We start from the raw sequence: 22666 nt of genomic DNA, 5'->3' as shown, positions 1-22666 counted from the left end.
TGAGTCGCAAGGATCGGGAAAACGCTAATAAAAACGGCCTGAACTGTTGCATATAGTTTGGCTATTCAGAAATCCGAAGCAAAAAAGCAGCACCGCAATGCAGCAATTGCAAGGCAGCGGTCCGAGGGCGACCGAGGGCCCGGGATGGCGCGATCGACTCGTGCTTCTGTCCGGCCGTGGTGGACGCGAGCGATGCGCCGTGAATTAAAAAACGATAGAGCGACATCGGAGACACGCATGAAACTGGCAACTCGCATGGTGAGCGGGTTCGTCGCGGCAGCGGCGGCTTTCTCTCTGGCGGCGGGCGTCGCGCACGCCGAAGACAAGCAGATTACGCTGGGTTTTGCCCAGGTGGGCGCGGAAAGCGCCTGGCGCACCGCCAACACGGTGTCGGTCAAGGCCGCCGCCAAGGACGCCGGCATCAACCTCAAGTTCTCGGACGCGCAGCAAAAGCAGGAAAACCAGATCAAGGCGATCCGCTCGTATATCGCGCAGAAAGTCGATGTGATTGCGTTCTCGCCGGTGGTGGAATCGGGTTGGGAACCGGTGCTACAGGAAGCGAAACGCGCGAAGATTCCCGTGATCCTCACCGACCGCAACATCGACGTGAAGGATCAATCGCTCTACGTCACGATGATCGGCTCGGACTTCATGGAAGAAGGCCGCCGCGCGGGCAAATGGCTCGAAGAGCACTACAAGAGCAATCCCGGCCCGATCAATATCGTCGAGCTGCAGGGCACGGTCGGTTCCGCTCCGGCCAACGATCGCCATGCCGGTCTGATCGAAGTCATCAAGAACGATCCGAAGTTCAAGATCATCGCTTCGCAAAGCGGCGACTTCACGCTCGCGGGCGGCAAGCAGGTGATGGAAGCCTTCGCCAAGTCCTACGGCAACAAGATCAACGTGGTCTACGCGCATAACGACGACATGGCGCTGGGCGCGATCCAGGCGATGGAAGAAGCGGGCATGAAGCCGGGCAAGGACGTGAGCGTGGTCTCGTTCGACGCCACCAAGGGCGGCTTCGAAGCGATGATCGCCGGCAAGATGAACGTGGACGTGGAATGCAGCCCGCTGCTCGGGCCGCAACTGATGACGGCCGTGAAGGACGTGGTCGCAGGCAAGCAATTGCCCAAGCGCATCGTCACGAACGAAACCGTGTTCCCGATGGATGTTGCGGCGCAAACGCTGCCCTCGCGCAAGTATTGATCGAGGTTGGGAAGGCAAGGGGCGCGCGTCACGGTCTCTCCAGCGTGACGCGCGCTGCGCATTGATTGGCAGTTCGTTCTTTTTCGGCTCCTGCTTATGAGCGCAACGCCGCTACTCGAAACCATTGGCCTGTCGCGAACCTTCCCCGGCGTGCGTGCGCTCGACCGGGTCGATTTTCGTCTGTTCCCCGGCGAGGTTCACACGCTGATGGGCCAGAACGGCGCGGGCAAATCCACGCTGATCAACGTGCTCACGGGCGTGCACGAACCGGAAGCCGGCGAGATCCGCCTTGCAGGCCAGGCAGTGCGTTTTTCGACGCCGCAGGAAGCCGAAGCCGCGGGCATCCAGACGCTCTATCAGGAAGTCAATCTCTGCCCGAATCTCTCGGTGGCGGAGAATATTTTCGCCGGGCGGCAGCCGCGCAAACGCGGCCTGATCGACTGGAAAACGATTCACCGGCGCGCCGCCGAAGCGCTCGCGCAACTCAATCTTTCGCTCGACGTGACGCAGTCGCTCGACACCTATCCGATTGCGATGCAGCAGATGGTGGCGATCGCGCGCGCGGTGTCGGTCGATGCGCGCATCCTGATTCTCGACGAACCCACTTCCAGCCTCGACGAAGGCGAAGTCACGCGGCTTTTCGACGTGCTGCGCAAGCTCAAGGCGTCGGGTATCGCGATTCTGTTCGTCACGCATTTTCTGGAGCAGACCTACGCAATCTCCGACCGCATCACCGTCATGCGTAACGGCGAGCGCGAAGGCGAATATCTTGCCGCCGATCTGCCGGTGCAAACGCTGGTCGCGAAGATGGTCGGGCTCGAGGATGCCGGCGCGCGGCTCGCGCAGGCGGAAGCGCCGCGCCACGACGAAGCCGCCGCGCCAGGCGGCCAGCCCTACCTCGCCGCGCAAGGCGTCGCGCGGCGCGGCGTGCTCAATCCGCTCGATCTCGAAGTGCAGCCGGGGCAGATTCTGGGCCTCGCTGGCTTGCTCGGTTCAGGGCGCACGGAAACCGCGCGCCTGATTTTCGGCGCCGATAAAGCCGATGCGGGCGCGCTCCATATCAACGGCAAGCCCGTGAAGCTGTCCTCGCCGCGCGACGCCGTGCGGCATGGCATGGCCTACTGCCCGGAAGATCGCAAGAAGGAAGGCATCGTCGCCGATCTGTCGATCCGCGAAAACATCGTGCTGGCGCTGCAGGCGCGGCGTGGCTGGTGGCGCATGATCGGCCGCGCGCGTCAGCGCGAACTCGCCGATCAATACATCGCGCAGCTTGGCATCAAGGCGCGCGATGCGGAGCAACCCATCGGCCTGCTCTCGGGCGGCAATCAGCAGAAGGTGCTGCTGGCGCGCTGGCTCGCCACCGAACCGCGTCTGCTGATCCTCGACGAACCCACGCGCGGCATCGACGTCGCCGCCAAGTTCGAAATCATGGACCGCGTGCGCGCGCTCTGCGCGAAGGGGCTGGGCATTCTGTTCATCTCATCCGAAATCAGCGAAGTGGTGCGCGTGAGCGATCGTATCGCCGTGCTGCGCGATCGCCGCAAGGTGGCCGAACTCGCGGGCGCGCAGCGCTCGGAACACGAGGTCTACGACCTCATCGCCGGAGACCGCCGATGAACACGCGTCCGAAGTCGGGGCTGCCTGCGGGCCTGCCGTCGTGGCTCGCGCTGCTGCTGCGGCATCCGCTCGTATGGCCTGCGCTCACGCTGGTGGCGCTATTCGCCGTGGACGTCGCGCATCGTGCGAACTTTCTGTCGATCACAATTCTCGGCGGCCATCTGTTCGGCGCGCCCGTCGATATCCTCATGCGCGCCGCGCCGCTGGTGGTGGTGTCGCTCGGCATGACGCTCGTGATCGCCACGCGCGGCATCGATATTTCGGTGGGCGCGGTCGTCGCCATCGCGGGCGCGGCGGCCGCCACCGTGCTCGCCGACGATCCCACCAATGTTGCCATGGCGTTTGGCGCGGCGCTGGCCGTGGGCCTCGCCGCGGGCCTCTGGAACGGTCTGCTGGTGGCCTTTGTCGGCATGCAGCCGATCATCGCCACGCTGATCCTGATGGTGGCCGGGCGCGGCGTCGCGCAACTGCTCACCGGCGGGCAGATCATCCCCATCGGCGCGAAGGGCTATCTCTATGCGGGCGGCGGTTATCTCGCGCTGGTGCCCTGCGCGGTGTGGATCGCGATTGCCGTGACGGTACTGACCGTGCTGATCGTCAATCGCACGGCGCTGGGGCTCTTTATCCGCTCGATCGGCGTGAATCCGGTGGCCGCGCGGCTTGCGGGCCTGTCTTCGCAGGCGGTGGTGTTCGGCGCGTATGCGTTCTGCGGTTTGACGGCCTCGATTGCGGGCATTCTCATCAGCTCGAACGTGCGTAGCGCCGACGGCAACAACGCCGGCCTGTTGCTCGAACTCGACGCGATTCTCGCCGTGACGCTGGGCGGCACTTCGCTCTCGGGCGGCCGCTTCAGTCTCGCGGGCACGGTGCTGGGCGCCCTCATCATCCAGACGCTGACCTATACGACGTATTCGATCGGCGTGCCGCCCGAAGCCACGCTCGTGGTCAAGGCCGTGGTCGTGCTGGTCGTGAGCGTGATCCAGTCGCCCGCCGCGCGCGCTTTCCTGGCCGCGCAGTTGCGACGCCTCGCATCGGGTCGCCGGGCGCGCGCATGAACGCCCGTCATTCAAGGACACTTCGGGGATTTGCTGCATGAACCGTCCATCGCCTTCCGCTTCTTCTACCGCCGCTTCCACGAACGCTGCCGCGTGGCGGCGCGGGATCGCGCGTTTTGTCGATCCGCGTGTATTGCCGATTGTCGTGACCGTGCTGCTGTTCGTCGCGCTGTTTGGCTTCGGTTCGGTCATGTACAAAGGCTTTTTCTCGCTGCAAGTCTTGTTTGGACTGCTGGTCGATAATGCGTTTCTGCTGATCGTCGCCATCGGCATGACGTTTGTGATCATCTCGGGCGGCATCGATCTTTCCGTGGGCGCAGTGGTTGCGCTCACAACCATACTCTGCGCCGTAGGCACCGAAAAACTGCACTGGCCCGTGGCCGTAGTCGTGCCGCTCGTGCTGCTGCTCGGCGCGCTTTATGGTGCGGCCATGGGCGCGCTGATCCACTTCTTCCGCCTGCAGCCCTTCATCATCACGCTCGCGGGCATGTTCCTCGCGCGCGGCGCCTGCTTCCTCATCACCACCGAATCCATCCAGATCAACGACGCCGGTTTTCACGCGCTCTCCGAATTCAACATTCCGGTGGGCAGCGGCTCGCTCACGACCGGCTCGCTGACTGCGCTGGCGATGCTCGCGGGCGGCATCGTGATCGCGCATTTCACGCGCTTCGGCCGCAATGTCTATGCGATCGGCGGGAACGAGCGCTCCGCGCTGCTGATGGGCCTGCCGGTGGCGCGCACCAAGATCGGCGTGTATGCGCTGTCGGGTTTCTGCTCGGCGCTCGGTGGCGTGGTGTTCACGCTGTACGTGCTCTCGGGCTACGGCCTGCAGGCGCAAGGCATGGAGCTCGACGCCATCGCCGCGACGGTGATCGGCGGCACGCTGCTCACGGGCGGGGTGGGCTATGTGATCGGTTCGGTGTTCGGCGTGGGCATTCTCGGCACGATCCAGACGCTCATCACCTTCGACGGCACGCTCAGTTCGTGGTGGACGCGCATCGTGATCGGCGCCCTGCTCTGCGCATTCTGTCTGCTGCAGCGCGCCACCGAACGTCACGCGGCGCGGCGTAAATCGACGGGCGGCGGCAAGGGCGCGCAACGCGCGCGCCGAACGCTCACGCAGCCCGACGCGCCGCTCGAACCGATGAAGCAGGCGCGCTTCGCCTCGCCGCCGCGCACCCAATAGTCCGACTAGTTAGGGGTATACATGGATTAGGCGGCTCAACAGCCCTGCACTAAGATTTTTGCGGTACGGCACGGCGCATGGCAACGTTATCGACATCACAGCACGCACCGAATCACGCACCCACGCTCGCGCACTTCCGGTGCCGCCCCAGCATCTGCACGTTTATCGACGCAACGTCGAACGCAAAGTCGATTCGATCGACCCACGACAACGAGAGCCGGAGGAAGACATGGCGCAGCAACGGGATGACGACAACCATCCGCAGGAATCCACGCAAGACACCCGCAACGCGGGCCTGAACGCCACGCGGCGCGGCCTGATGCAAGGCGCAGGGCTAGGCGCTGCGCTGTCCCTGATGGGCGCGCTGGGCGGCGGCGCAGGCGGCATGATTTCGCAGGCGCAGGCCGCCGAAATGGCCTTCCCATCGCACAAGAAGTGGAAGATCGTGTTCGTCAATCACGTGACCACGAATCCCTTCTTCGTGCCGACGCAGTACGGTATTCAGGACGCCTGCTCGATGTTCGGCATGGACTATCAGTGGACCGGTTCGGCCACCTCCGATGCAGGCGAAATGGTGCGCGCGGTCAACTCCGCGATCGCCGCCAAGGCCGACGCCATCGCCGTGCCGATCGTCGACCCGGGCGCTTTCGACAAGCCGATTCAGGCCGCGCTCGACGCCGGCATTCCGGTGTTCGCCTATAACGCCGACGCGCCGCGCGGCAAGAGCAATCCGCGCCTCGCCTATATCGGCCAGGATCTGTATCTCTCGGGCTATCAGATGGGCGAGCGCATCGTCAGTCTGATCGATAGCGGCATGGTGGCGCTTTTCATCGCCACGCCCGGACAGTTGAACATCCAGCCGCGTCTCGACGGCGCAAGCGACGCGATCAAGAAGTCCGGCAAGAAGATCGATATCCAGACCGTCGCCACGGGCGCAACGGTCAATGAAGAACTCTCGAAGATCAAGTCGTTCTATCTGGGCCACCAGGATCTCAAGGGCATGTTCGCGGTGGACGCGGGCAGCACGCAGGGCGTCGCGCAGGTGATGAAGGAATCGAATCTGCCTTCGAAGGGCGTGCACGGCGGCGGCTTCGATCTGCTGCCCACCACCATCCAGTTGATTCACGAAGGCTTCCTCGACTTCACCATCGACCAGCAACCCTATGTGCAGGGCTTCTACACGGTGATGGAAGCGTTCGTGTTCCTCGCTTCGGGCGGCCTTGTCGGGCCGGCCAATATCAACACGGGTCTGAAGTTCGTGACGAAGTCGACGGTCGAGCCGTATCTGAACACCTCGACGCGTTATGAAGGCAAGACCACCAAGCCGCAAATCGTGCCGATGAGCGGCGCAATCAAGTCGTGATGGATACGGTGAACGAACCTGGCAATGTCGAAGCCCGCGCGCCCCGGCGCGCGGGTGTACCGTGGACCTCGCACTGGGCGGCCGAGCTGCGCATCCTGCTCGTGGCCGTGTTGCTGGCCGCTTACTTCGAGTTCGCGAATCACGATTTCCTGCTCACCAACGCGAGCCTCGTCAATCTCTCGCAGTTCATCGCGCCGGTGGCGATCATCGCGTTCGGCGAAATCATGCTGATGATCGGCGGCGATATCGATCTGTCGGCGGGCATGGTGTTCGCCTTTGCGCCGTTCATGATGGTGTTCGCCAACGATGCGGGCGCGCCGATGTGGCTCGCCGTGATCGCCGGTCTGGTGGCGGCGGCGATCATCGGCTTCGTGAACGGCGCGGTGACCGTGTGGCTGCGCCTGCCCTCTTTCGTCACCACGCTCGGCACGCTGTTTCTGATCAACGGCATCACGCTGACGGTTTCGCGCGGCACGCCGGCCTCCACGCCGGGCTCGCCGGAGTTTTCGGCCTTCATGGGCGCGTGGGGTTATAGCGAGATTCTCTGGACCGTGGCGCTGGCCGTGATCATGCACACCTTGCTGCGCCATACGCGCTGGGGTCTGCATACGCAGGCGGCGGGCGCGAACCCGGTGGGCGCGAGCGAGGCCGGTATTCATGTGAACCGGCTGCGGCTGGGCAACTTCGTGATCGCGGCAGTGCTCGCAGGCCTGACCGGCATACTCGAAGGCTTTCGCATCACCTCGATCGATCCGCAGGCGGGCGGCAACCAGATCATGTTTCTGGCCGTGGCCGCGGCGGTGATCGGCGGCACGCCGCTCACGGGCGGCTCGGGCACGATCGTGGGCGGGTTGATCGGCGCGGCGGTGCTCGGCATTCTGAACGACGGCTTCACGCTGATCGGCATCAACGCCTTTACCTTCAACATCATTCTGGGCGCCGCGATTCTCGCCGCGATGGTCTTCAATATTCACGTCGGCCGCATTCGCCGCAAGGGAGGCCGCTGATGGACGAATCGCAGGCTTTCCACGCGCCCGCGAATGGTGGCGCGCTCGAACCGCTCGCCCTGCGCGGCGACAAGATCGTCAAGCGCTTCGGCGCGGTGACGGCGCTCGACGGTGTCTCGCTCACGCTCGGCAAGGGCGAAATTCTGGGCATTCTCGGCGATAACGGCGCGGGCAAATCCACGCTCGTGAAAATCCTCACGGGCTTTCATCAGCAGACCGACGGCGAACTGTATATCGACGGTCAGCAAACCCTGCTGCGTTCCGTCGATCACGCGCGCTCGCTGGGTATCGAATGCGTCTATCAGGATCTCGCGCTCGCGAATTCGCTGTCGATCTATCACAACATGTTCCTGAACCGCGAGATCGTGCGGCGCGGTCCGTTCCGGCTGCTCGATCACAAGCAGATGCGCGAGCGCGCGGCGCAGTGTCTCGACGATATCGGCGTGCATGTGCCGTCGGTCGATCTGCCGGTGGAGCGGCTGTCCGGCGGCCAGCGTCAGGCGATTGCGGTGGCGCGCGCCGTGCACTCGAACGCGAAGATCCTGCTGCTCGACGAACCGCTCGCGGCAATGGGCGCGCGCGAGGCCGGGCTCATCATCGACCTGCTCATGCGTCTGAAGGAAAAGGGCGGGCTATCCATTATCATGATCATGCACAACTATGCGCAGACGCTCGATATTGCGGATCGCATCATGTTGATGCAGCGGGGCCGCGTCACGTATGAACAAAAGAGCGCGCTTACTTCGGTGGCGGAGCTGATGGACATCGTGCGGCGGGAATACCGGGCGATGCGCGCCACCAGCGCGTGATCGTCGTCAACAGGGGGCATGCCTGACCGGCGCGCCCGGTCGGATCATCTATGGATTACCGCAATCTAGAGAAACGCAAGAGCATGCACGCTCGCATCGTGCAGGAGCTCGGCATGCAGATCGTGGGCGGCTCGCTGCGCCCGGGACAGCGTCTGCCTCCCGAACCGACATTGTGCGAAACCTATGGCGTAAGCCGCCCCGTGCTGCGCGAAGCGACCCGCGTGCTGGTCGCCAAGGGCCTCGTGGTGTCGAAGCCGCGCGTGGGCAGCGTGGTGCGCCCGCGCGAAGAATGGCACATGCTCGACCCCGACGTGCTGTTCTGGACCGTCAACAGCCTGCCCGAAGGCGAATTCTTCCGCTCGCTCATGACGGTGCGCCAGATCATCGAACCGGCCGCCGCCGCGCTCGCCGCGATTTCCGCCACCGACGAAGACCGCGCCCGCATCGCCACCGCCTACGCGCGCATGGAAGAGGCGAAAACCGCCAGCGACCTGCTCGAACCCGACCTCGAATTCCACCGCGCGATCATGGCGGCCACGCATAACGACATGCTCGCGTATATCGGCAATATGCTCTCGCTGGCGCTGACCGAATCGATCAAGCTCACGAGCCGGCATCCGAATACCCATGCGCTTTCGCTGCCGCGCCACAAGGCGATCCTCACGGCGATCGAGCATCGCGATGCGCTCGCGGCGCGTCAGGCCAGTGTCGTGCAGCTCGACAACGCGCGCGCCGATGCGACTTCGATACTGGGCGGCGCCGCGCTGGAGACGTAATCAGGCGTTCTCGCAGATCTGCACGTAATGCTGCGCGAGTTCTTCCTTGATGCCCGCGCGCTTGAGTGCATCGACGATTTCCTGACGGCTCCAGTGGCTGCGGTAGCGCGCGTACATCGCGCGCACGCATGCGTACTTCTGCAGCCGGCAATACACGGTGAGCAGATGCAGCGATTCGTTCGACGCGAAGGTGCGCAGGTCGATATCGCGCATGATCGCCATCATTTCGCTGTCGTCCACGTGACGCCACATGTTGTAGACAGCGTGGAAGCCAAAGCTCGGCCGCGCGCCCGGCGAAGCCTCGTAGGAAAACTGCGCCGCCACGTCCAGCGGCGCGTAGCGCATGCCGTATTCCGCTTCCAGCACCGGGCGCCATTGCTGGCAGATGGCTTCGTCTTCGACCGTATCGGGCGCGACCACGAAGCGCTCGTCGGCAAGGGCTTTCAGCAGGCGCGCCGATCGCAGCGAAAAACCGCCATTGCCCATGTCCTGGCCGGGCGGGCGATGCGGCCAGTGCGCGCCGATATAGTCGTACTCGAAGAACCGCTCGCTCCAGCGCGACGCGTCCAGCACATAACCATCCCATTGCGCGACCAGCACCCAGGGCGTGGCGATGTGCTGCGCGAGTTCCTTGAGCATGAACGCCGAATACGCCTCACGCGAGCGCAGCGGGTCGATCCTGACGATGCGCGCGCGCGTGGCCACGTCCTGATGCGTGAACAGCATGGCGTCGCCGAAAGTGCAACGCGACATCGAAATATCGAGGGCGCGCGCGGCGAGCGCCGGGTTGATCGTATCGGCCGCGCAGAGCGTGACCTCGGGTAGGGCCAGGGGCCGGCTGTCGTGCATGGGTGGAGTCCGGGGAGTGTCGAGCGCGAGGCCAATCCCCGCAGTGGCGCAAGATGGTATGCCCGCGCCGCCGTCTCGAAACGCCACGCCCCCCGGTCATCGGCATCAAATGTTGCCGATGCTTGCCGCACATCAAATCCAGCACCCGTCCGCGCTGCGCAGGACGGGTGGAATACTTCTTATTGCGATTCCTCAGACTGCGCGCTTGCTGCGGCGGAACTGGTCGAACAGCACCGCGAGCAACAGAATGCCGCCGCGAATCAGATACTGATAGAACGTCGGCACGTTCATGAGGCTCATGGCGTCCTGCACCGAGCCCATGATCAGCACGCCCACCAGCACGCCCGAGATCGTCGCCACGCCGCCCGTGAGCGACACGCCGCCCAGCACGCAGGCCGAGATCACGCCCAGTTCCAGGCCCACCGAAGTCTTCGGGTCGCCCAGGCTCATGCGCGAAGCCAGCATCACGCCCGCGAAGCCCGTCACCAGCCCTTGCAGCACGAACACCGTGATCTTGATACGCGTGACCGGCAGACCGGCGAGACGCGCGGCCTCGCCATTGCCGCCCACGGCCAGCACGTTCTTGCCGAACACGGTTTTCTTGAGCAGGAAGCCGAACAGCACGAAGCCGATGATGTTGCTCCAGATCGGGAACGAAATGCCGAGGAACGAACCGCCGCCGAGGTCGAAGAAGCGCTCTTCCGAGATCATCACCGCGTCGCCGTTCGAGGTGAGGAAGGCGAGACCGCGCACCGCTTCCATCATCGCGAGCGTGGCGATCAGCGAATTGATCTTGAAGCGCGCGATCAGCACGCCGTTGACGAGCCCGACCGCGCCGCCCGCGAGAATGCCCGCCGCAATGCCCAGCAGCACGCTATGCGACTGCGTGATCACCGTGGACGCGACCACGCCCGAGAACGCGACGATCGACGCCACGGACAGATCGACCTCGCCCAGCGCGAGCACGAACATCATGGTCACGGAGATCGAGCCGATCAGCGTGACGGACAGCAAAAGACCCTGAATATTGCGGCTCGTGAGGAAATCCGGCACCGTCGCGGACAGTATCGCGAACAGCGCCACGAACACCACCGCGATGCCCGATTTGTTGATCATGTCCCACGCGCGCGCACGCGAAGGCGTGATCGGCGCGGCGGCTTCGTTGACGGTAGGCGTGCCCTGTGGCTGCATGGCTTGACTCATCTCAATGTGTGTTTCGGTAGTGCTCAACGCGGCAGCGCGAGCTTGATCAGTTCGTCGGGCGTGGCTTCGGCCTTCGGCAGGCTGCCTGCGATTCGCCCTTCGCGCATCACGACGATGCGGTCGGCCACGCCGATCACCTCGGCGAGATCGCTCGACACCATGATCACGGTGCGCCCCGCTTCGGCCAGCTCGTAAAGCAGGTTGTAGATTTCGGCGCGCGCGCCCACGTCGATGCCGCGCGTGGGTTCGTCCATCAGGAACACGTCGATGCGTTCGGCCAGCCAGCGCGACAGGATCACCTTCTGCTGGTTGCCGCCCGACAGCGTGCCGATGGCCGTATCGCCATTGCGCGTCTTGATCGCGAGTTTCTTGATGTAGTCCTGCGCCAGCGTCTTCTCGCGTTTCGCGTCGAGCAGGAAGCGCGCGGGACTGAAATGACGGCGCGCGCTGATATTGAGGTTATCCGCCACCGACGCAATCGCGACGATGCCTTCCTGCTTGCGGTCCTCCGGGCACAGCGCGATGCCTGCGCGCACGGCGTCGCGCGGGCTCGCGAAGTTCACGCGCTGGCCGTTCAGTTCGACGTGGCCGGCACTGGCGCGCGTGGCGCCGTAAATCAGCTTCATCAATTCGGAGCGGCCCGCGCCCACCAGGCCAAAGAAGCCGACGATCTCGCCGCGCCGCGCCGCAAACGACACCGGCTCGGCCAGGCCCGGTCCCATCAGCCCTTTGGCTTCGAGCAGCACGTCGCCGGCTGCGCGCGGGCGATAGCCGTAGACGTCCTCGATCGAGCGGCCCACCATCGCCGCGATCAGGCGGTTGCGGTCGAGATCGGCGACCGATTCGAAGGTCTCGATGCGCTTGCCGTCGCGGAACACCGTCACGCGGTCGCACAACTCATAGACTTCGTCCATGCGGTGCGTGACGTAGATGATCGCGCGGCCATCGGCGCGCAGCGCGTTGATGATGCGAAAGAGGTTCTCGGTCTCGCGCGCCGAAAGCGAACTCGTGGGTTCGTCGAAGGCGATCACGCGCGCGTCGCGCATCAGCGCCTTGCCGATCTCGATCATCTGGCGCTGGCCGATGGAGAGATTCTTCACCGGCGTGCGTGGATCGATACGCTCGCCCAGACGCTTGAGTTCGTCCATCGCGCGCTGCACGAGCGTGCGTTCGTCGAGCACGCCCAGGCGGTTGGGCAGTTGCCCGAGCATCAGGTTGTCGGCCACCGTCAGCTCGGGCACCAGATGCAATTCCTGATAGATGATCGCGATGCCCGCATCGAGCGCCGCCTTCGTGGTCGTGAAGCGCTGCTCCACGCCATTGAGCGCGAGCGTGCCTTCCTGCGCCTGGTTCACGCCCGACAGCACCTTGAGCAGCGTGGATTTGCCCGCGCCGTTCTCGCCCATCAGGCCGTGCACTTCGCCCGCGCGCACTTCCAGCGACACGCGGTCGAGCGCCTTCACGCCCGGAAAGCTCACGGTGATGCCGTCGAGCTCCAGATACGCGCGCGGCCCCTGTTGAGCCTGTTGTACCGCTCCGCTCGCGCGCGCTGCATCGGCATAGGTCATGGTTTCAGTCATTGCATTCCCTGAGCAGAACTTAGATACCCAGCTCGCTACGCACAGCCGTCCAGTTGTCGCGCGTCATCAGCTTGCCGGTGGTCTGCGTATCGGCGGCGGGCTGCTTGCCGTCGCGAATCCACTCGACGAGGTTCTGCGCGCTGTCCTTGCCGTGGTTGGTCGAACTCACCGCGATGGTGCCGTAGAAGCCCGTGGGCGCCTTCTTCTGGAACTCGGCGAACGCTTCGCCCGCACCGTTGATGCCCACGCCGATCACGTCCGCAGCCGGCAGATGCAGTTGTTCCGTTGCGCGCACGGCGCCCAGCACGCTTTCTTCGTTGAGCGCGAAGATCACCCATTTCTTGATGTTCGGATGCTGCGCGAGCACCGGCGAAGCGGCGTTGAAGCCGCCTTCGTCGTCGGTGGTCTTTTGCGGCGCGTCGAAAATGTTTTCCTTCTTGAAGCCGCCGGCGATCAGCGAAGCCGTGGCGCCATCCGTGCGCAGCTTGGCGGTCGGCAGTTCGTAGTCGGTGATGCGCAGCGCGCCCACTTCTTCCGGCTTCCAGCCGCGCTTCTTCATTTCGTCGGCGATGGCCGTGCCGACCTGATTGCCGATCTTGAACGCCGACATGCCCAGATGCGGCACGCTCGCGAGCGGCTTGCCCGAGGAATCGACCAGCTGATCGTCCACCGTCACGAACTTCATGTTGTAGCGCTTGGCGCGCGCCTGAATTGCCGGTCCGAGACGCACGTCGGGGGCGCAGATCACGAAGCCCTGCGCGCCTTGAGCGCCGAGGTTATCGATCGCGGCCAGCACCTTCTCGCCGTCCGGCGTGCCGATGTTCACGACCGAGAAGTTTTCCTTCTGGCCCAGCGCCGTAGCGGCCTTCTGTTCGTTGATGAACCACGCCTGTTCCGGCATCTTCACGAGAAAGCCGATCTTGGTGGGCGAATCGGCGTGCGCCGCGATATTCATGCCGAGCGGCGCGACGCACAGGGCCGCGAACACGGCGCGAAGGGTAAAGCGGCGGATGGTGCTGGTCATGCTTCTGTCTCCTTGGGTGTGGTTGTTGCTTCTGCGTTGTATCCAGTTAGTTCGTCATGCGAATGATGTCGTTACGCGATCAGTGCCCGAATGCTTCGACTTCGATATGCTTGCCCAGCAGGAATGCGTCCGCCACCAGGCGTAGCGGGCGCACATCCACATCCTCGGTGCCGTGCGCGATCAGCCAGTGGAAACGCTCGTAAAGCGCCGCGTATTCGCGTTCCGCATCGAGTTCGACCGGATCGCCGTTGATCGCCAGGCGCTTGCCGCCTTCGGAAATCGACAGCAGGCCGTCGGTGGTTTCCACGTCGATTTCCCATTGCTCGACCGGACCATGACGCCAGTCGAATTCGGCGCGCACGGGCACGCCATCGGTATCGATGCAATCGAGTTCGGCGGCGATCGGCGTCGAGCAGTCACCCGGCACATGCAGCGTCGCGCCGCGCAGCAGCACTTCGCGCGGCAGAATGCGCGTGACGATGGACAGCGCGTTGATGCCCGGATCGAATACGCCCAGGCCGCCCGGTTCCCAGATCCACTGCTGGCCCGGATGCCAGCGGCGCACGTCTTCCTTCCAGCGCACATGCACGGCACGCAGCGTGCGCTGCGCGAGCCACGCGCGCGCCGGTTCGACCGCGCTCGCGCAGCGCGAATGCCAGGTGGCGAACAGCGTGCGCTTGTGTTGCTTCGCGAGTTCGCGCAGCGCTTCCACTTCGCTCACGCTCGCGCCCGGCGGCTTTTCGAGCATCACGTGCTTGCCTGCTTCGAGCGCCGCGCGTGCCTGCGCGTAACGCACCTGCGGCGGCGCGCACAGCGACACGGCATCGAGGTCGTGTTCGGCGGCGAGCAAGGCATCGACATCGCTGTAATTGCGCACGCCTTCGACCTGCGCGTTGCGGCTCGCGGCCGCGACCAGATCGAAGCCGGGATTGCCCGCGATGGCAGGCAGATGCTGGTCGCGCGCAATCTTGCCGACACCGACGATGGCCAACGTATACGACGCATTCATGACGATCTCCAATCCTTATCCAGCAGAAACCAGGCAATTATTGTTATGGATGCCGAACGACTTATTTGCCCCACCGCAGCACGAGCGGGTCGAGACGTCGCGCAATCGCAATGAGTTCGGCGCGCGTTTCCGGATGCATGGCGGGCAGCGGATGGCGCGGCAGTTCGCAGTCGATCACGCCGCCTTCCTTCATCAGCGCCTTGCAGGCCAGCAAACCGGCCTGACGGTTCTCATGATTGATCAGCGGCAGCCACTTCTGGTAGAGCGTGAAGGCGTCATCCGCGCGGCCTGCGTGCCAGGCGTCGAGGATCGGACGGATGCCGTCGGGGAAGCCGCCGCCTGTCATCGAACCGGTCGCGCCGGCGTGCAGATCCGCCAGCAGCGTGATGCCTTCTTCGCCGTCCCACGGGCCTTCGGCCGCGTCGCCTGCAAGGCGGATCAACTCGCGCAGCTTGTTGGCCGCGCCCGGCGTTTCGATCTTGAAGTACGACACCTGCTCGATCTCGCGAGCCATGCGCGCAAGAAACGGCGCGGACAACACCGTGCCGCTCGCGGGCGCATCCTGAATCATGATCGGAATGTCGATGGCGTCGGACACGCGCGCGTAGAACTCGTAGATCTGCGCTTCGGGCACGCGGAAGGTGGCGCCGTGATACGGCGGCATCACCATCACCATCGCCGCGCCCTGCTCCTGCGCGCGCTTGCTGCGCGCGGCGCACACGTTCGAGCCGTAATGCGTGGTCGTGACGATCACCGGCACGCGGCCCGCCACGTGTTCGAGCACGGTGCGGGTGATGAGTTCGCGTTCGTCGTCGGAGAGCGAGAACTGCTCGGAGAAGTTGGCGAGAATGCACAGGCCGTTGACGCCCGCGTCGATCATGAAATCGACCGCGCGCTTCTGGCTGGCCAGGTCGAGTTCGCCGCTTGCGGTGAAGGTGGTGGGCACCACCGGGAAGATGCCCCGGTAGCGGGGCGTGCTGCTGGTCGTCATGTCGTCAATCCTGCTTCAGTAGAGGTGGCTGGCGTGCGCAGCGCGGCGCGCACCGCGAAGGTGGCGAGCACCGCGATCACCAGCGTGGCCGCGAGAAAATACAGTCCGGCCGCGAGGCTGCCCGTCGCGTCCTTGATGAGCCCGACACCGTAAGGCCCGAGATAACCGCCCAGATTCGCGAGCGAGTTGATCATCGCGATCCCCACGGCGGCGCTGGTGCCGCTCAGGAATTCACCCGGCAGCGCCCAGACCACGGCCTGGATCGAGTAGATCGAAAATGCCGTCAGGCTGATGAACAGCAGTTGCAGCACCGGCGAATGCACCCACGCGCTCGCGGCCATCGTCAAGGCGGCTACGCTGGAGACCACCACGATATGTCCGTAGCGCTCGCGGCGTTTATCCGAATGACGCGGCACGATCAACAGGCCGACGACCGCGAACAGATACGGCACCGCGGACAGCAGCCCCGCCGTCGAATCGCTCACGCCGAACGCCTTGATAATGGTAGGCAACCACAGTGACAAACCGTAGATGCACAGCGGAAACGGCAGAAACAGCAGCGCGAGCAGCAAGACACGGCGGTCTTTCAACGCGCTGAACGGATTGCGATGCGAATCGAGTGAGTAGCTGCGCTTGTCGGCGGCCAGTTCGCGTTCGATCCAGCGGCGCGACGGCACATCGAGCCAGCGTGCATGCGCGGGCGACTCGGGCAGCAGACGCAGCGTCGGAATGCACAGCAGCACGGCAGGCAAGCCGCTCGCGACAAAAAGCGTCTGCCAGTTCGAGAGCCCGAAAAAGCCGTGGGTTTCCAGCAGCGCACCCGCAATCGGGCCGGTGACGATGCCGGCAATCGGCTGCGCGAGCACCAGCAAACCAATCACGCGCGCGCGATGGCGCAGCGGAAACCAGTGCGTGAGGAAAAACAGAATGCCGGGATAGAGCCCGGCTTCGGCTGCGCCCAGCAAAAAGCGCAACACATAAAAACTCTTCGGACCGCTGACGAAGGCCATCGCCATCGTAATCGCGCCCCACGTGAACAGAATGCGCGCGAACCACACCCGTGCGCCGAAGCGCGCCAGCGCGAGATTGCTCGGCACTTCGCAGAGAAAATAGCCGATAAAGAACAGCCCTGCGCCCATGCCATAGGCCGCATCGCTCAGGCCCACGGCCGCGTTCATATGCAGCTTCGCGAAACCCACCACCGTGCGATCGACATAGGCCACTACATAGATCAGCGCGAGAAACGGCACGAGCCGCCGCGCGATATGGCCGACGATACGCTTTTCCTCCGCGCCCATCTGGGGCGCGCTCGCTTCGGTCTTGCCGGATTGCAGCACCTGCGAATTCGTCATCCTGTCTGTCTCCTTCCTGTTGCTCCAGCGTGCCGCCGGTCCGCGTTAAGCGCGGATCTCGTGGGCGGCGTGTGAGGACGATACTGCGTCGCTTGTGTTTATCGCTTGTGTCGATGCGTTTATTAAGTGCTCTCAGGTTTGCCCGTGAATTTTGCTGCGAATTTACCCGCAATACGTCGGTTGATCGCGAGCGGATTCGCGTCGCGCAGCGCTTCGGGCAACAGCCCGTCGGCGAGATTCTGATAACAGACCGGCCGCAGAAAGCGCTCGATCGCCGCCGTGCCCACTGACGTGCTGCGCACATCGGACGTCGCCGGGAACGGGCCGCCATGCACCATCGCATCGCACACTTCCACGCCGGTCGGGAAACCGTTCGCCAGCACGCGGCCCGCCTTGCGCTCGATGAGCGGCAAGAGCGAGCGCACGAGATCGGCATCGGCGGGTTCGGTGTGGAGCGTGATCGTCAACTGACCTTCGATGCCGCGCAGCACCGCACGCAACTCGCTTTCGTCCGCGCATTCCACCAGCACGCTACTCGGGCCGAACACTTCCTCGCCGATCGTTGCGTGAGCAAGCAGATCGCGCGCGTCGACCTTGAACAGCGCGCTTTGTGCGCGTCCGGGCGCCGCCGCGCCGCGCGCGAGCGTAGTCACGCTGGCGTGCTGGGCAAGGCGATTCACGCCGCGCTCATAAGCGCTCAGGATGCCCGGCGTCAACATCACGCCCGCATTCGCCGCGCTGAATTCGCGCGCGGCATGCGCGGCGAAGGCGTCGAATTCCGCGCCCGCGAGGCCCAGCATCAAGCCGGGGTTGGTGCAGAACTGCCCGCAACCGAGCGTCGCCGATGCCGCGAATTCACGCGCCAGCGCTTCGCCACGCGCGGCCAGTGCGCCCGGCAGCAGCAGGTTCGGATTCACGCTGCTCATTTCGGCGTAGACGGGAATCGGTTCGGTGCGCGCCGCGGCGAGTTTCACCAGCGTCAGACCGCCCGCGCGCGAGCCGGTAAAGCCCACCGCGCGAATCGCCGGATGCTGCACCAGCGCCGCGCCCACTTCGTAACCGGCATCGAACAGCAGCGAGAACACGCCTTCAGGCAGGCCCGCCGCCGCAACCGCTTGCTGGATCGCGCGGCCCACGAGTTCAGAGGTGCCCGGATGCGCGGCATGCGCCTTCACGACCACCGGGCAACCGGCAGCCAGCGCCGAAGCCGTATCGCCGCCCGCCACCGAAAACGCCAGCGGGAAATTGCTCGCGCCGAACACCGCCACCGGGCCCACGCCAATGCGCCAGAAGCGCAGATCCGTACGCGGCGGCTGACGCTCGGGCAAGGCGGGTTCGATGCGCGCGTCGAGCGCGTCGCCGCTACGCACGAGCGTGGCGAACATGCGCAGCTGATTCGCCGTGCGCGCACGTTCGCCTTCGAGACGTGCACGCGGCAGACCGCTTTCGCACATCGCGCGCTCGATCAGCGCATCGCCGAGCGCTTCGATACGCGCAGCGCAATCGTCGAGAAACTGCGCGCGCGTTTCGGCGGGCAAGGCGCGATACGTGTCGAACGCTTCATCGGCGAGCGCGCAGGCTTGATCGACGTCGCCTTGCAGCGCGCCGTGGAAAACCGGCTGCGCGATGGCGTCCTGGCTGGCGGCATCGATCGACTGAAACGCCTGGCCTTCGCCGCGTTTCGCCTGAGCGCCGATCAGCAGTTCGCCCGTGAGTGCAATCGTCATGTTGAAATCCTTGCGTACGTCAAAGCTCAATGCTGAATGCTCAGGGCTCAGTGCGAGTGGCGCGGCACATCGGACCCGCGCTTGCCGACGAGGAAGTCCAGGTCGCAGCCTTCATCGGCTTGCAGCACGTGATCGACATACAGGCGCGCGTAGCCGCCCTTGCCGAGTTGCTCCGCCACGCCAGGCGCGGCAGCCGGATCGACATCGCTCAAGCGGCGCTGCAGTTCCTCGTCACTGATTTCCAGATGCAGGCGGCCGCTGTCGCAATCGAGTTCGATCCAGTCGCCGTTGCGCACGGCCGCCAGCGGGCCGCCCGCCGCCGCTTCCGGCGCGACGTGCAGCACCACCGTGCCGTAAGCCGTGCCGCTCATGCGCGCATCGGAAATCCGCACCATGTCCTTCACGCCCTGGCGCAGCAGCTTGGGCGGCAGGCCCATATTGCCGACTTCGGCCATGCCCGGATAACCGCGCGGGCCGCAGTTCTTCATCACGAGGATCGAGTCTTTATCGACGTCGAGCGATTCGTCGCCGATGGTCGCCTTGTAGTGATCGAAATTCTCGAACACCACGGCGCGGCCGCGATGCTTGAGCAATTCAGGCGTGGCCGCCGAGGGCTTGAGCACCGCGCCGCGCGGCGCAAGATTGCCGCGCAGGATGCAGATGCCGCCGTCCGCGATCAGCGGGTTGTCGATCTGGCGAATCACTTCGTCGTTGTAGTTCGGCGCTTCGCGCACGTTGTCCCAGATGGACTTGCCGTTTACGGTGAGCGCGTCCGGGTGCGGCAGCAGATTCGCTTCGCCCAGACGGCGCAGCACCGCTGGCAGACCGCCCGCGTAATAGAACTCTTCCATCAGGAAGCGGCCCGACGGCTGCAGATCGACGATGGTCGGCGTGCTGCGGCCAATGCGCTGCCAGTCTTCGAGTTCGAGCGGCACGCCAAGACGGCCCGCGATCGCCTTCAGGTGAATCACCGCGTTGGTCGAACCGCCGATCGCCGCATTGGTGCGGATTGCGTTCTCGAACGCTTCGCGCGTGAGGATCTTCGACAGCTTCAGGTCTTCGAGCGCCATCTGCACGATGCGCATGCCCGACATATGCGCGAGCACGTAGCGGCGCGCATCGACAGCCGGAATCGCCGCGTTGTGCGGCAGCGAAACGCCCAGCGATTCGGCCATGCAGGCCATCGTCGACGCCGTGCCCATGGTGTTGCAGGTGCCCGCCGAGCGCGACATGCCGCCTTCGGCCGCGAGGAAATGATGCAGATCGATCTCGCCCGCCTTGAGCGATTCGTGCAGACGCCACACGGCCGTGCCCGAACCGATGTCCTTGCCTTCGAGCTTGCCGTTGAGCATCGGCCCGCCGGTCACGACGATGGCGGGCACATCGACGCTCGCCGCGCCCATCAGCAGCGCGGGCGTGGTCTTGTCGCAGCCGCACAGCAGCACGACGGCGTCGATCGGATTGCCGCGAATCGCCTCTTCCACGTCCATCGACGCGAGATTGCGCGTGAGCATCGCCGAGGGGCGCAGATTGGATTCGCCGTTCGAGAACACCGGGAATTCGACCGGGAAACCGCCCGCCTCGTAGATGCCGCGCTTGACGTGTTCCGCGAGCTTGCGGAAGTGTGCGTTGCAGGGCGTGAGTTCCGACCACGTATTGCAGATGCCGATGACCGGGCGGCCATCGAACTCGTGATCGGGAATGCCCTGATTCTTCATCCAGCTTCGATACATGAAGCCGTTTTTGTCCGTGGTGCCGAACCACTGTTGGGAGCGCAGTTTAGGTTTCGTTGCCGACATCGTCTGGTCTGGTGGACTGAATGTTTGCCTAGTTTAAGGAGAACTCTGATAACCTTCTAATGAAAAAAACGACGGTTTCGATATCGAAATCGGCATTGGTATAAACGCTTAGAACTATTTGGGAAATCGGGTTCGGCCATGCTGGAGACAAGCCCCTGGTATGTGCGCACGCGGCTCAAGACGCGGCAGTTGCTGCTCGTGGTCGCGCTCGCGGAAGAAGGCAATATTCATCGCGCGGCGGCGGCGCTGAACATGACGCAGCCGGCCGCCTCGAAGCTGCTGCGCGAGCTCGAAGAGATGCTCGACGCCGTGCTGTTCGAGCGCATGCCGCGCGGCATGAAGCCCACGCTCTACGGCGACGCGCTGATCCGCCACGCGCGCGCGGTGCTCGGCAGTCTCGACCAGGCGCAGGAAGAACTGACTGCGCTCAAGGCCGGGCGGCTCGGGCATGTGGCGGTGGGCGCGATCACCTCGCCTGGCGTGCGCGTGCTGCCGGCCGCCGTGGCGGCCGTCAAGCGCACGCATGCGAACATGCGCATTGCCGTGCAGATCGACGCCAGCAACGTGCTGCTCGAACATCTGGCGCAGGACAAACTCGACGTGGTGCTCGGGCGCCTTTCCGCCGAACACGACAAACTCGCGCTGCGTTACGAACCGCTCACCGGCGAGCCGGTGTGCGCGGTCGTGCGGCCGGGGCATCCGCTGCTCGCGCAGGCGCCGGCCAGGCCGCTCGCGCTCGCGGATGTCGCCCGCGCCACCTGGGTCGTGCCGCCGGTGGCCAGCGTACTGCGCCATCGTTTCGAATTGATGTTCCAGCGCGCGAGTCTTGCGCCGCCGTCGAACGTGGTGGAAACGCCCGCGCTGCTCTTTATCACGCGCGTGCTGGAGCAAAGCGACATGATCGCCGTGCTGACCGGCGACGTCGCGCGCTACTACGCGGCGCACGGCATGGTGGCGATCCTGCCGCTGCCGATGGATTGCCAGATGGACGACTTCGGCATCATCACGCGCGCCGACAAGCTGCTGTCGCCCGCCGCCGAAGTGATGATCGAAGCGCTGCGGACCGTGAGCGCCGAGGTGTACAGCCCGGCGGCGCAGGATACGAATTCGTTAAGCTAGCGCACTATGCAGCTTGCGCACGACAAGGAGACGCCGATGCCCGCATCCATTCCCGATAGCAGCGCCGTGCGCACCGCGCTCTGGCGCGCGCTGCACGTTCAGGTCGATGCCGAACCGCATGTGCTCGAAGACGAAATCGGCATGCAGCTTGCCGCGCCCGACGTGTTCTGGCGCAAACGTCCCGACATGGACCCGGAAGGCACGCGTGGCTACCGCGCGTCGATCGTGGGCCGCGCGCGGTTGATCGAAGATCTGGTCGCCGCACAGAACGCGCAAGGCGTCACGCAATACGTGCTGCTGGGCGCGGGGCTCGACACGTTCGCGCAGCGTCATCCCGAGATCGCCTCGCGCCTGCACGTGTACGAAGTCGATCAACCCGATACGCAGAGCTGGAAACGCCAGCGTCTCGCCGAGCTGGGTTTTCGCGAGCAGGACTGGCTGCGCTTCGTGGCCGTCGATTTCGAGGCTGGACAATCGTGGCGCGCGCAACTGGTGCGCGCGGGTTTCGATGTCGCGCAGCGCGCGGTGGTGGCATCCACGGGCGTGTCGATGTATCTCACGCGCGCGGCGAATCTGGCTACGTTGCGCGAGATCGCGCAGCTTGCGCCCGGCACCACGCTGGCGATGACCTTCACCTTGCCGCTCGACATGATCGACGAACCCGAGCGTTCGCAGCACGCCGCCGTCTACGAGCGCGCGCGGGCGGCGGGCACGCCGTTCGAGAGCTTCTTCCGGCCCGGGGAGATGCTCGACCTCGCGCGCGAAGCCGGTTTCTCGCACGCCGAACATATCGGCACAGAGGAAATCGTCGCGCGTTATTTCGCCGATCGCAGCGACGGTTTGCGGCCCGCAATGGGCGAATCGTTTCTGATCGCGAGGGTTTAATCGCAAATTAATTTAAGTTTTCGCGACAGTCATTATCCCGTCACCGAAGCCACTAATCTTTACGGTATTTTTACGCGCAAAAGGCTAGATTAATGCACACCGCATTAGT

General features: G+C 64.6%; 19 protein-coding genes. 10 read left to right on the top strand and 9 right to left on the bottom strand.

The window, feature by feature from the left end:
* Positions 1–237: 237 nt before the first annotated feature.
* The 8 genes from G3N59_RS28280 to G3N59_RS28245 all read left to right on the top strand — a co-directional run bounded on the left by G3N59_RS28280 (position 238) and on the right by G3N59_RS28245 (position 9019).
* A complete protein-coding gene (locus tag G3N59_RS28280; protein ID WP_205986128.1) occupies positions 238–1206 on the top strand; it encodes an ABC transporter substrate-binding protein in 969 nt (322 codons plus the stop codon).
* A 96-nt stretch (positions 1207–1302) separates the two neighbouring features.
* The gene (locus tag G3N59_RS28275) at positions 1303–2823 is read left to right on the top strand and encodes a sugar ABC transporter ATP-binding protein (protein WP_205986127.1); all 1521 of its coding nucleotides are present in this window, start codon (positions 1303–1305) and stop codon (positions 2821–2823) included.
* Positions 2820–3878 (top strand): ABC transporter permease, encoded by a 1059-nt coding sequence (locus G3N59_RS28270; protein WP_205986126.1) that lies wholly within the window; start codon positions 2820–2822, stop codon positions 3876–3878. Before G3N59_RS28275 ends, G3N59_RS28270 begins: the two co-directional genes overlap by 4 nt.
* Positions 3879–3915: 37 nt before the next feature.
* Positions 3916–5064, top strand: coding sequence for a galactofuranose ABC transporter, permease protein YjfF (gene yjfF, locus G3N59_RS28265; RefSeq protein ID WP_205986125.1), 1149 nt, complete (start codon positions 3916–3918; stop codon positions 5062–5064).
* Positions 5065–5383: 319 nt separating this feature from the next.
* Positions 5384–6427 (top strand): sugar ABC transporter substrate-binding protein, encoded by a 1044-nt coding sequence (locus G3N59_RS28260; RefSeq protein WP_241024339.1) that lies wholly within the window; start codon positions 5384–5386, stop codon positions 6425–6427.
* Positions 6427–7434, top strand: a complete 1008-nt coding sequence (locus G3N59_RS28255; protein ID WP_205986124.1) for an ABC transporter permease — start codon at positions 6427–6429, stop codon at positions 7432–7434. Before G3N59_RS28260 ends, G3N59_RS28255 begins: the two co-directional genes overlap by 1 nt.
* Complete coding sequence (locus G3N59_RS28250) at positions 7434–8243, top strand: ATP-binding cassette domain-containing protein (protein ID WP_205986123.1); 810 nt, start codon at positions 7434–7436, stop codon at positions 8241–8243. The genes G3N59_RS28255 and G3N59_RS28250 overlap by 1 nt, the downstream gene beginning before the upstream one ends.
* Positions 8244–8293: 50 nt before the next feature.
* Positions 8294–9019, top strand: coding sequence for a FadR/GntR family transcriptional regulator (locus tag G3N59_RS28245; protein WP_205986122.1), 726 nt, complete (start codon positions 8294–8296; stop codon positions 9017–9019).
* On the opposite strand, the gene G3N59_RS28240 is transcribed toward G3N59_RS28245, so the two are convergent.
* The 9 genes from G3N59_RS28240 to G3N59_RS28200 form a co-directional block, all read right to left on the bottom strand.
* A complete protein-coding gene (locus G3N59_RS28240) occupies positions 9020–9868 on the bottom strand; it encodes a DUF5672 family protein (RefSeq protein WP_205986121.1) in 849 nt (282 codons plus the stop codon).
* 192 nt (positions 9869–10060) lie between these two features.
* Positions 10061–11071, bottom strand: a complete 1011-nt coding sequence (araH, locus tag G3N59_RS28235; protein ID WP_027819840.1) for an L-arabinose ABC transporter permease AraH — start codon at positions 11069–11071, stop codon at positions 10061–10063.
* A gap of 23 nt (positions 11072–11094) precedes the next feature.
* Complete coding sequence (araG, locus tag G3N59_RS28230) at positions 11095–12651, bottom strand: L-arabinose ABC transporter ATP-binding protein AraG (RefSeq protein ID WP_241024330.1); 1557 nt, start codon at positions 12649–12651, stop codon at positions 11095–11097.
* Between the two features lie 19 nt (positions 12652–12670).
* Positions 12671–13675 (bottom strand): arabinose ABC transporter substrate-binding protein, encoded by a 1005-nt coding sequence (locus G3N59_RS28225; RefSeq protein ID WP_205986120.1) that lies wholly within the window; start codon positions 13673–13675, stop codon positions 12671–12673.
* 79 nt (positions 13676–13754) lie between these two features.
* Positions 13755–14684: a Gfo/Idh/MocA family oxidoreductase gene (locus G3N59_RS28220; protein WP_205986119.1), complete on the bottom strand. Its 930-nt coding sequence runs from the start codon at positions 14682–14684 to the stop codon at positions 13755–13757.
* A gap of 61 nt (positions 14685–14745) precedes the next feature.
* Positions 14746–15675, bottom strand: a complete 930-nt coding sequence (locus tag G3N59_RS28215) for a dihydrodipicolinate synthase family protein (RefSeq protein WP_205986118.1) — start codon at positions 15673–15675, stop codon at positions 14746–14748.
* Complete coding sequence (locus tag G3N59_RS28210; RefSeq protein WP_241024338.1) at positions 15672–16973, bottom strand: MFS transporter; 1302 nt, start codon at positions 16971–16973, stop codon at positions 15672–15674. Before G3N59_RS28210 ends, G3N59_RS28215 begins: the two co-directional genes overlap by 4 nt.
* A 176-nt stretch (positions 16974–17149) precedes the next feature.
* The gene (locus G3N59_RS28205) at positions 17150–18748 is read right to left on the bottom strand and encodes an aldehyde dehydrogenase (NADP(+)) (RefSeq protein ID WP_205986150.1); all 1599 of its coding nucleotides are present in this window, start codon (positions 18746–18748) and stop codon (positions 17150–17152) included.
* A 53-nt stretch (positions 18749–18801) separates the two neighbouring features.
* A complete protein-coding gene (locus tag G3N59_RS28200; protein ID WP_205986116.1) occupies positions 18802–20553 on the bottom strand; it encodes an IlvD/Edd family dehydratase in 1752 nt (583 codons plus the stop codon).
* Positions 20554–20691: 138 nt separating this feature from the next.
* Here G3N59_RS28200 and G3N59_RS28195 point away from each other — a divergent pair, with 138 nt between their 5' ends.
* Entirely contained in the window at positions 20692–21672 is a 981-nt protein-coding gene (locus G3N59_RS28195; RefSeq protein ID WP_205986115.1) for a LysR substrate-binding domain-containing protein, read from the top strand.
* Positions 21673–21708: 36 nt separating this feature from the next.
* Entirely contained in the window at positions 21709–22557 is an 849-nt protein-coding gene (locus tag G3N59_RS28190; protein ID WP_205986114.1) for a class I SAM-dependent methyltransferase, read from the top strand.
* The last annotated feature ends 109 nt before the right edge of the window (positions 22558–22666 follow it).

Source organism: Paraburkholderia sp. Ac-20340 (assembly GCF_017104965.1).
Classification (GTDB): domain Bacteria; phylum Pseudomonadota; class Gammaproteobacteria; order Burkholderiales; family Burkholderiaceae; genus Paraburkholderia.
This window is presented reverse-complemented; position numbering and strand designations above follow the sequence as displayed.

Coding starts and splice junctions, on each gene's coding strand:
- G3N59_RS28280 (WP_205986128.1), top strand. CDS start 238: ATGAAACTGGCAACTCGCATGGTGAGCGGGTTCGTCGCGGCAGCGGCG.
- G3N59_RS28275 (WP_205986127.1), top strand. CDS start 1,303: ATGAGCGCAACGCCGCTACTCGAAACCATTGGCCTGTCGCGAACCTTC.
- G3N59_RS28270 (WP_205986126.1), top strand. CDS start 2,820: ATGAACACGCGTCCGAAGTCGGGGCTGCCTGCGGGCCTGCCGTCGTGG.
- yjfF (WP_205986125.1), top strand. CDS start 3,916: ATGAACCGTCCATCGCCTTCCGCTTCTTCTACCGCCGCTTCCACGAAC.
- G3N59_RS28260 (WP_241024339.1), top strand. CDS start 5,384: ATGCAAGGCGCAGGGCTAGGCGCTGCGCTGTCCCTGATGGGCGCGCTG.
- G3N59_RS28255 (WP_205986124.1), top strand. CDS start 6,427: ATGGATACGGTGAACGAACCTGGCAATGTCGAAGCCCGCGCGCCCCGG.
- G3N59_RS28250 (WP_205986123.1), top strand. CDS start 7,434: ATGGACGAATCGCAGGCTTTCCACGCGCCCGCGAATGGTGGCGCGCTC.
- G3N59_RS28245 (WP_205986122.1), top strand. CDS start 8,294: ATGGATTACCGCAATCTAGAGAAACGCAAGAGCATGCACGCTCGCATC.
- G3N59_RS28240 (WP_205986121.1), bottom strand. CDS start 9,868: ATGCACGACAGCCGGCCCCTGGCCCTACCCGAGGTCACGCTCTGCGCG.
- araH (WP_027819840.1), bottom strand. CDS start 11,071: ATGAGTCAAGCCATGCAGCCACAGGGCACGCCTACCGTCAACGAAGCC.
- araG (WP_241024330.1), bottom strand. CDS start 12,651: ATGACTGAAACCATGACCTATGCCGATGCAGCGCGCGCGAGCGGAGCG.
- G3N59_RS28225 (WP_205986120.1), bottom strand. CDS start 13,675: ATGACCAGCACCATCCGCCGCTTTACCCTTCGCGCCGTGTTCGCGGCC.
- G3N59_RS28220 (WP_205986119.1), bottom strand. CDS start 14,684: ATGAATGCGTCGTATACGTTGGCCATCGTCGGTGTCGGCAAGATTGCG.
- G3N59_RS28215 (WP_205986118.1), bottom strand. CDS start 15,675: ATGACGACCAGCAGCACGCCCCGCTACCGGGGCATCTTCCCGGTGGTG.
- G3N59_RS28210 (WP_241024338.1), bottom strand. CDS start 16,973: ATGGGCGCGGAGGAAAAGCGTATCGTCGGCCATATCGCGCGGCGGCTC.
- G3N59_RS28200 (WP_205986116.1), bottom strand. CDS start 20,553: ATGTCGGCAACGAAACCTAAACTGCGCTCCCAACAGTGGTTCGGCACC.
- G3N59_RS28195 (WP_205986115.1), top strand. CDS start 20,692: ATGCTGGAGACAAGCCCCTGGTATGTGCGCACGCGGCTCAAGACGCGG.
- G3N59_RS28190 (WP_205986114.1), top strand. CDS start 21,709: ATGCCCGCATCCATTCCCGATAGCAGCGCCGTGCGCACCGCGCTCTGG.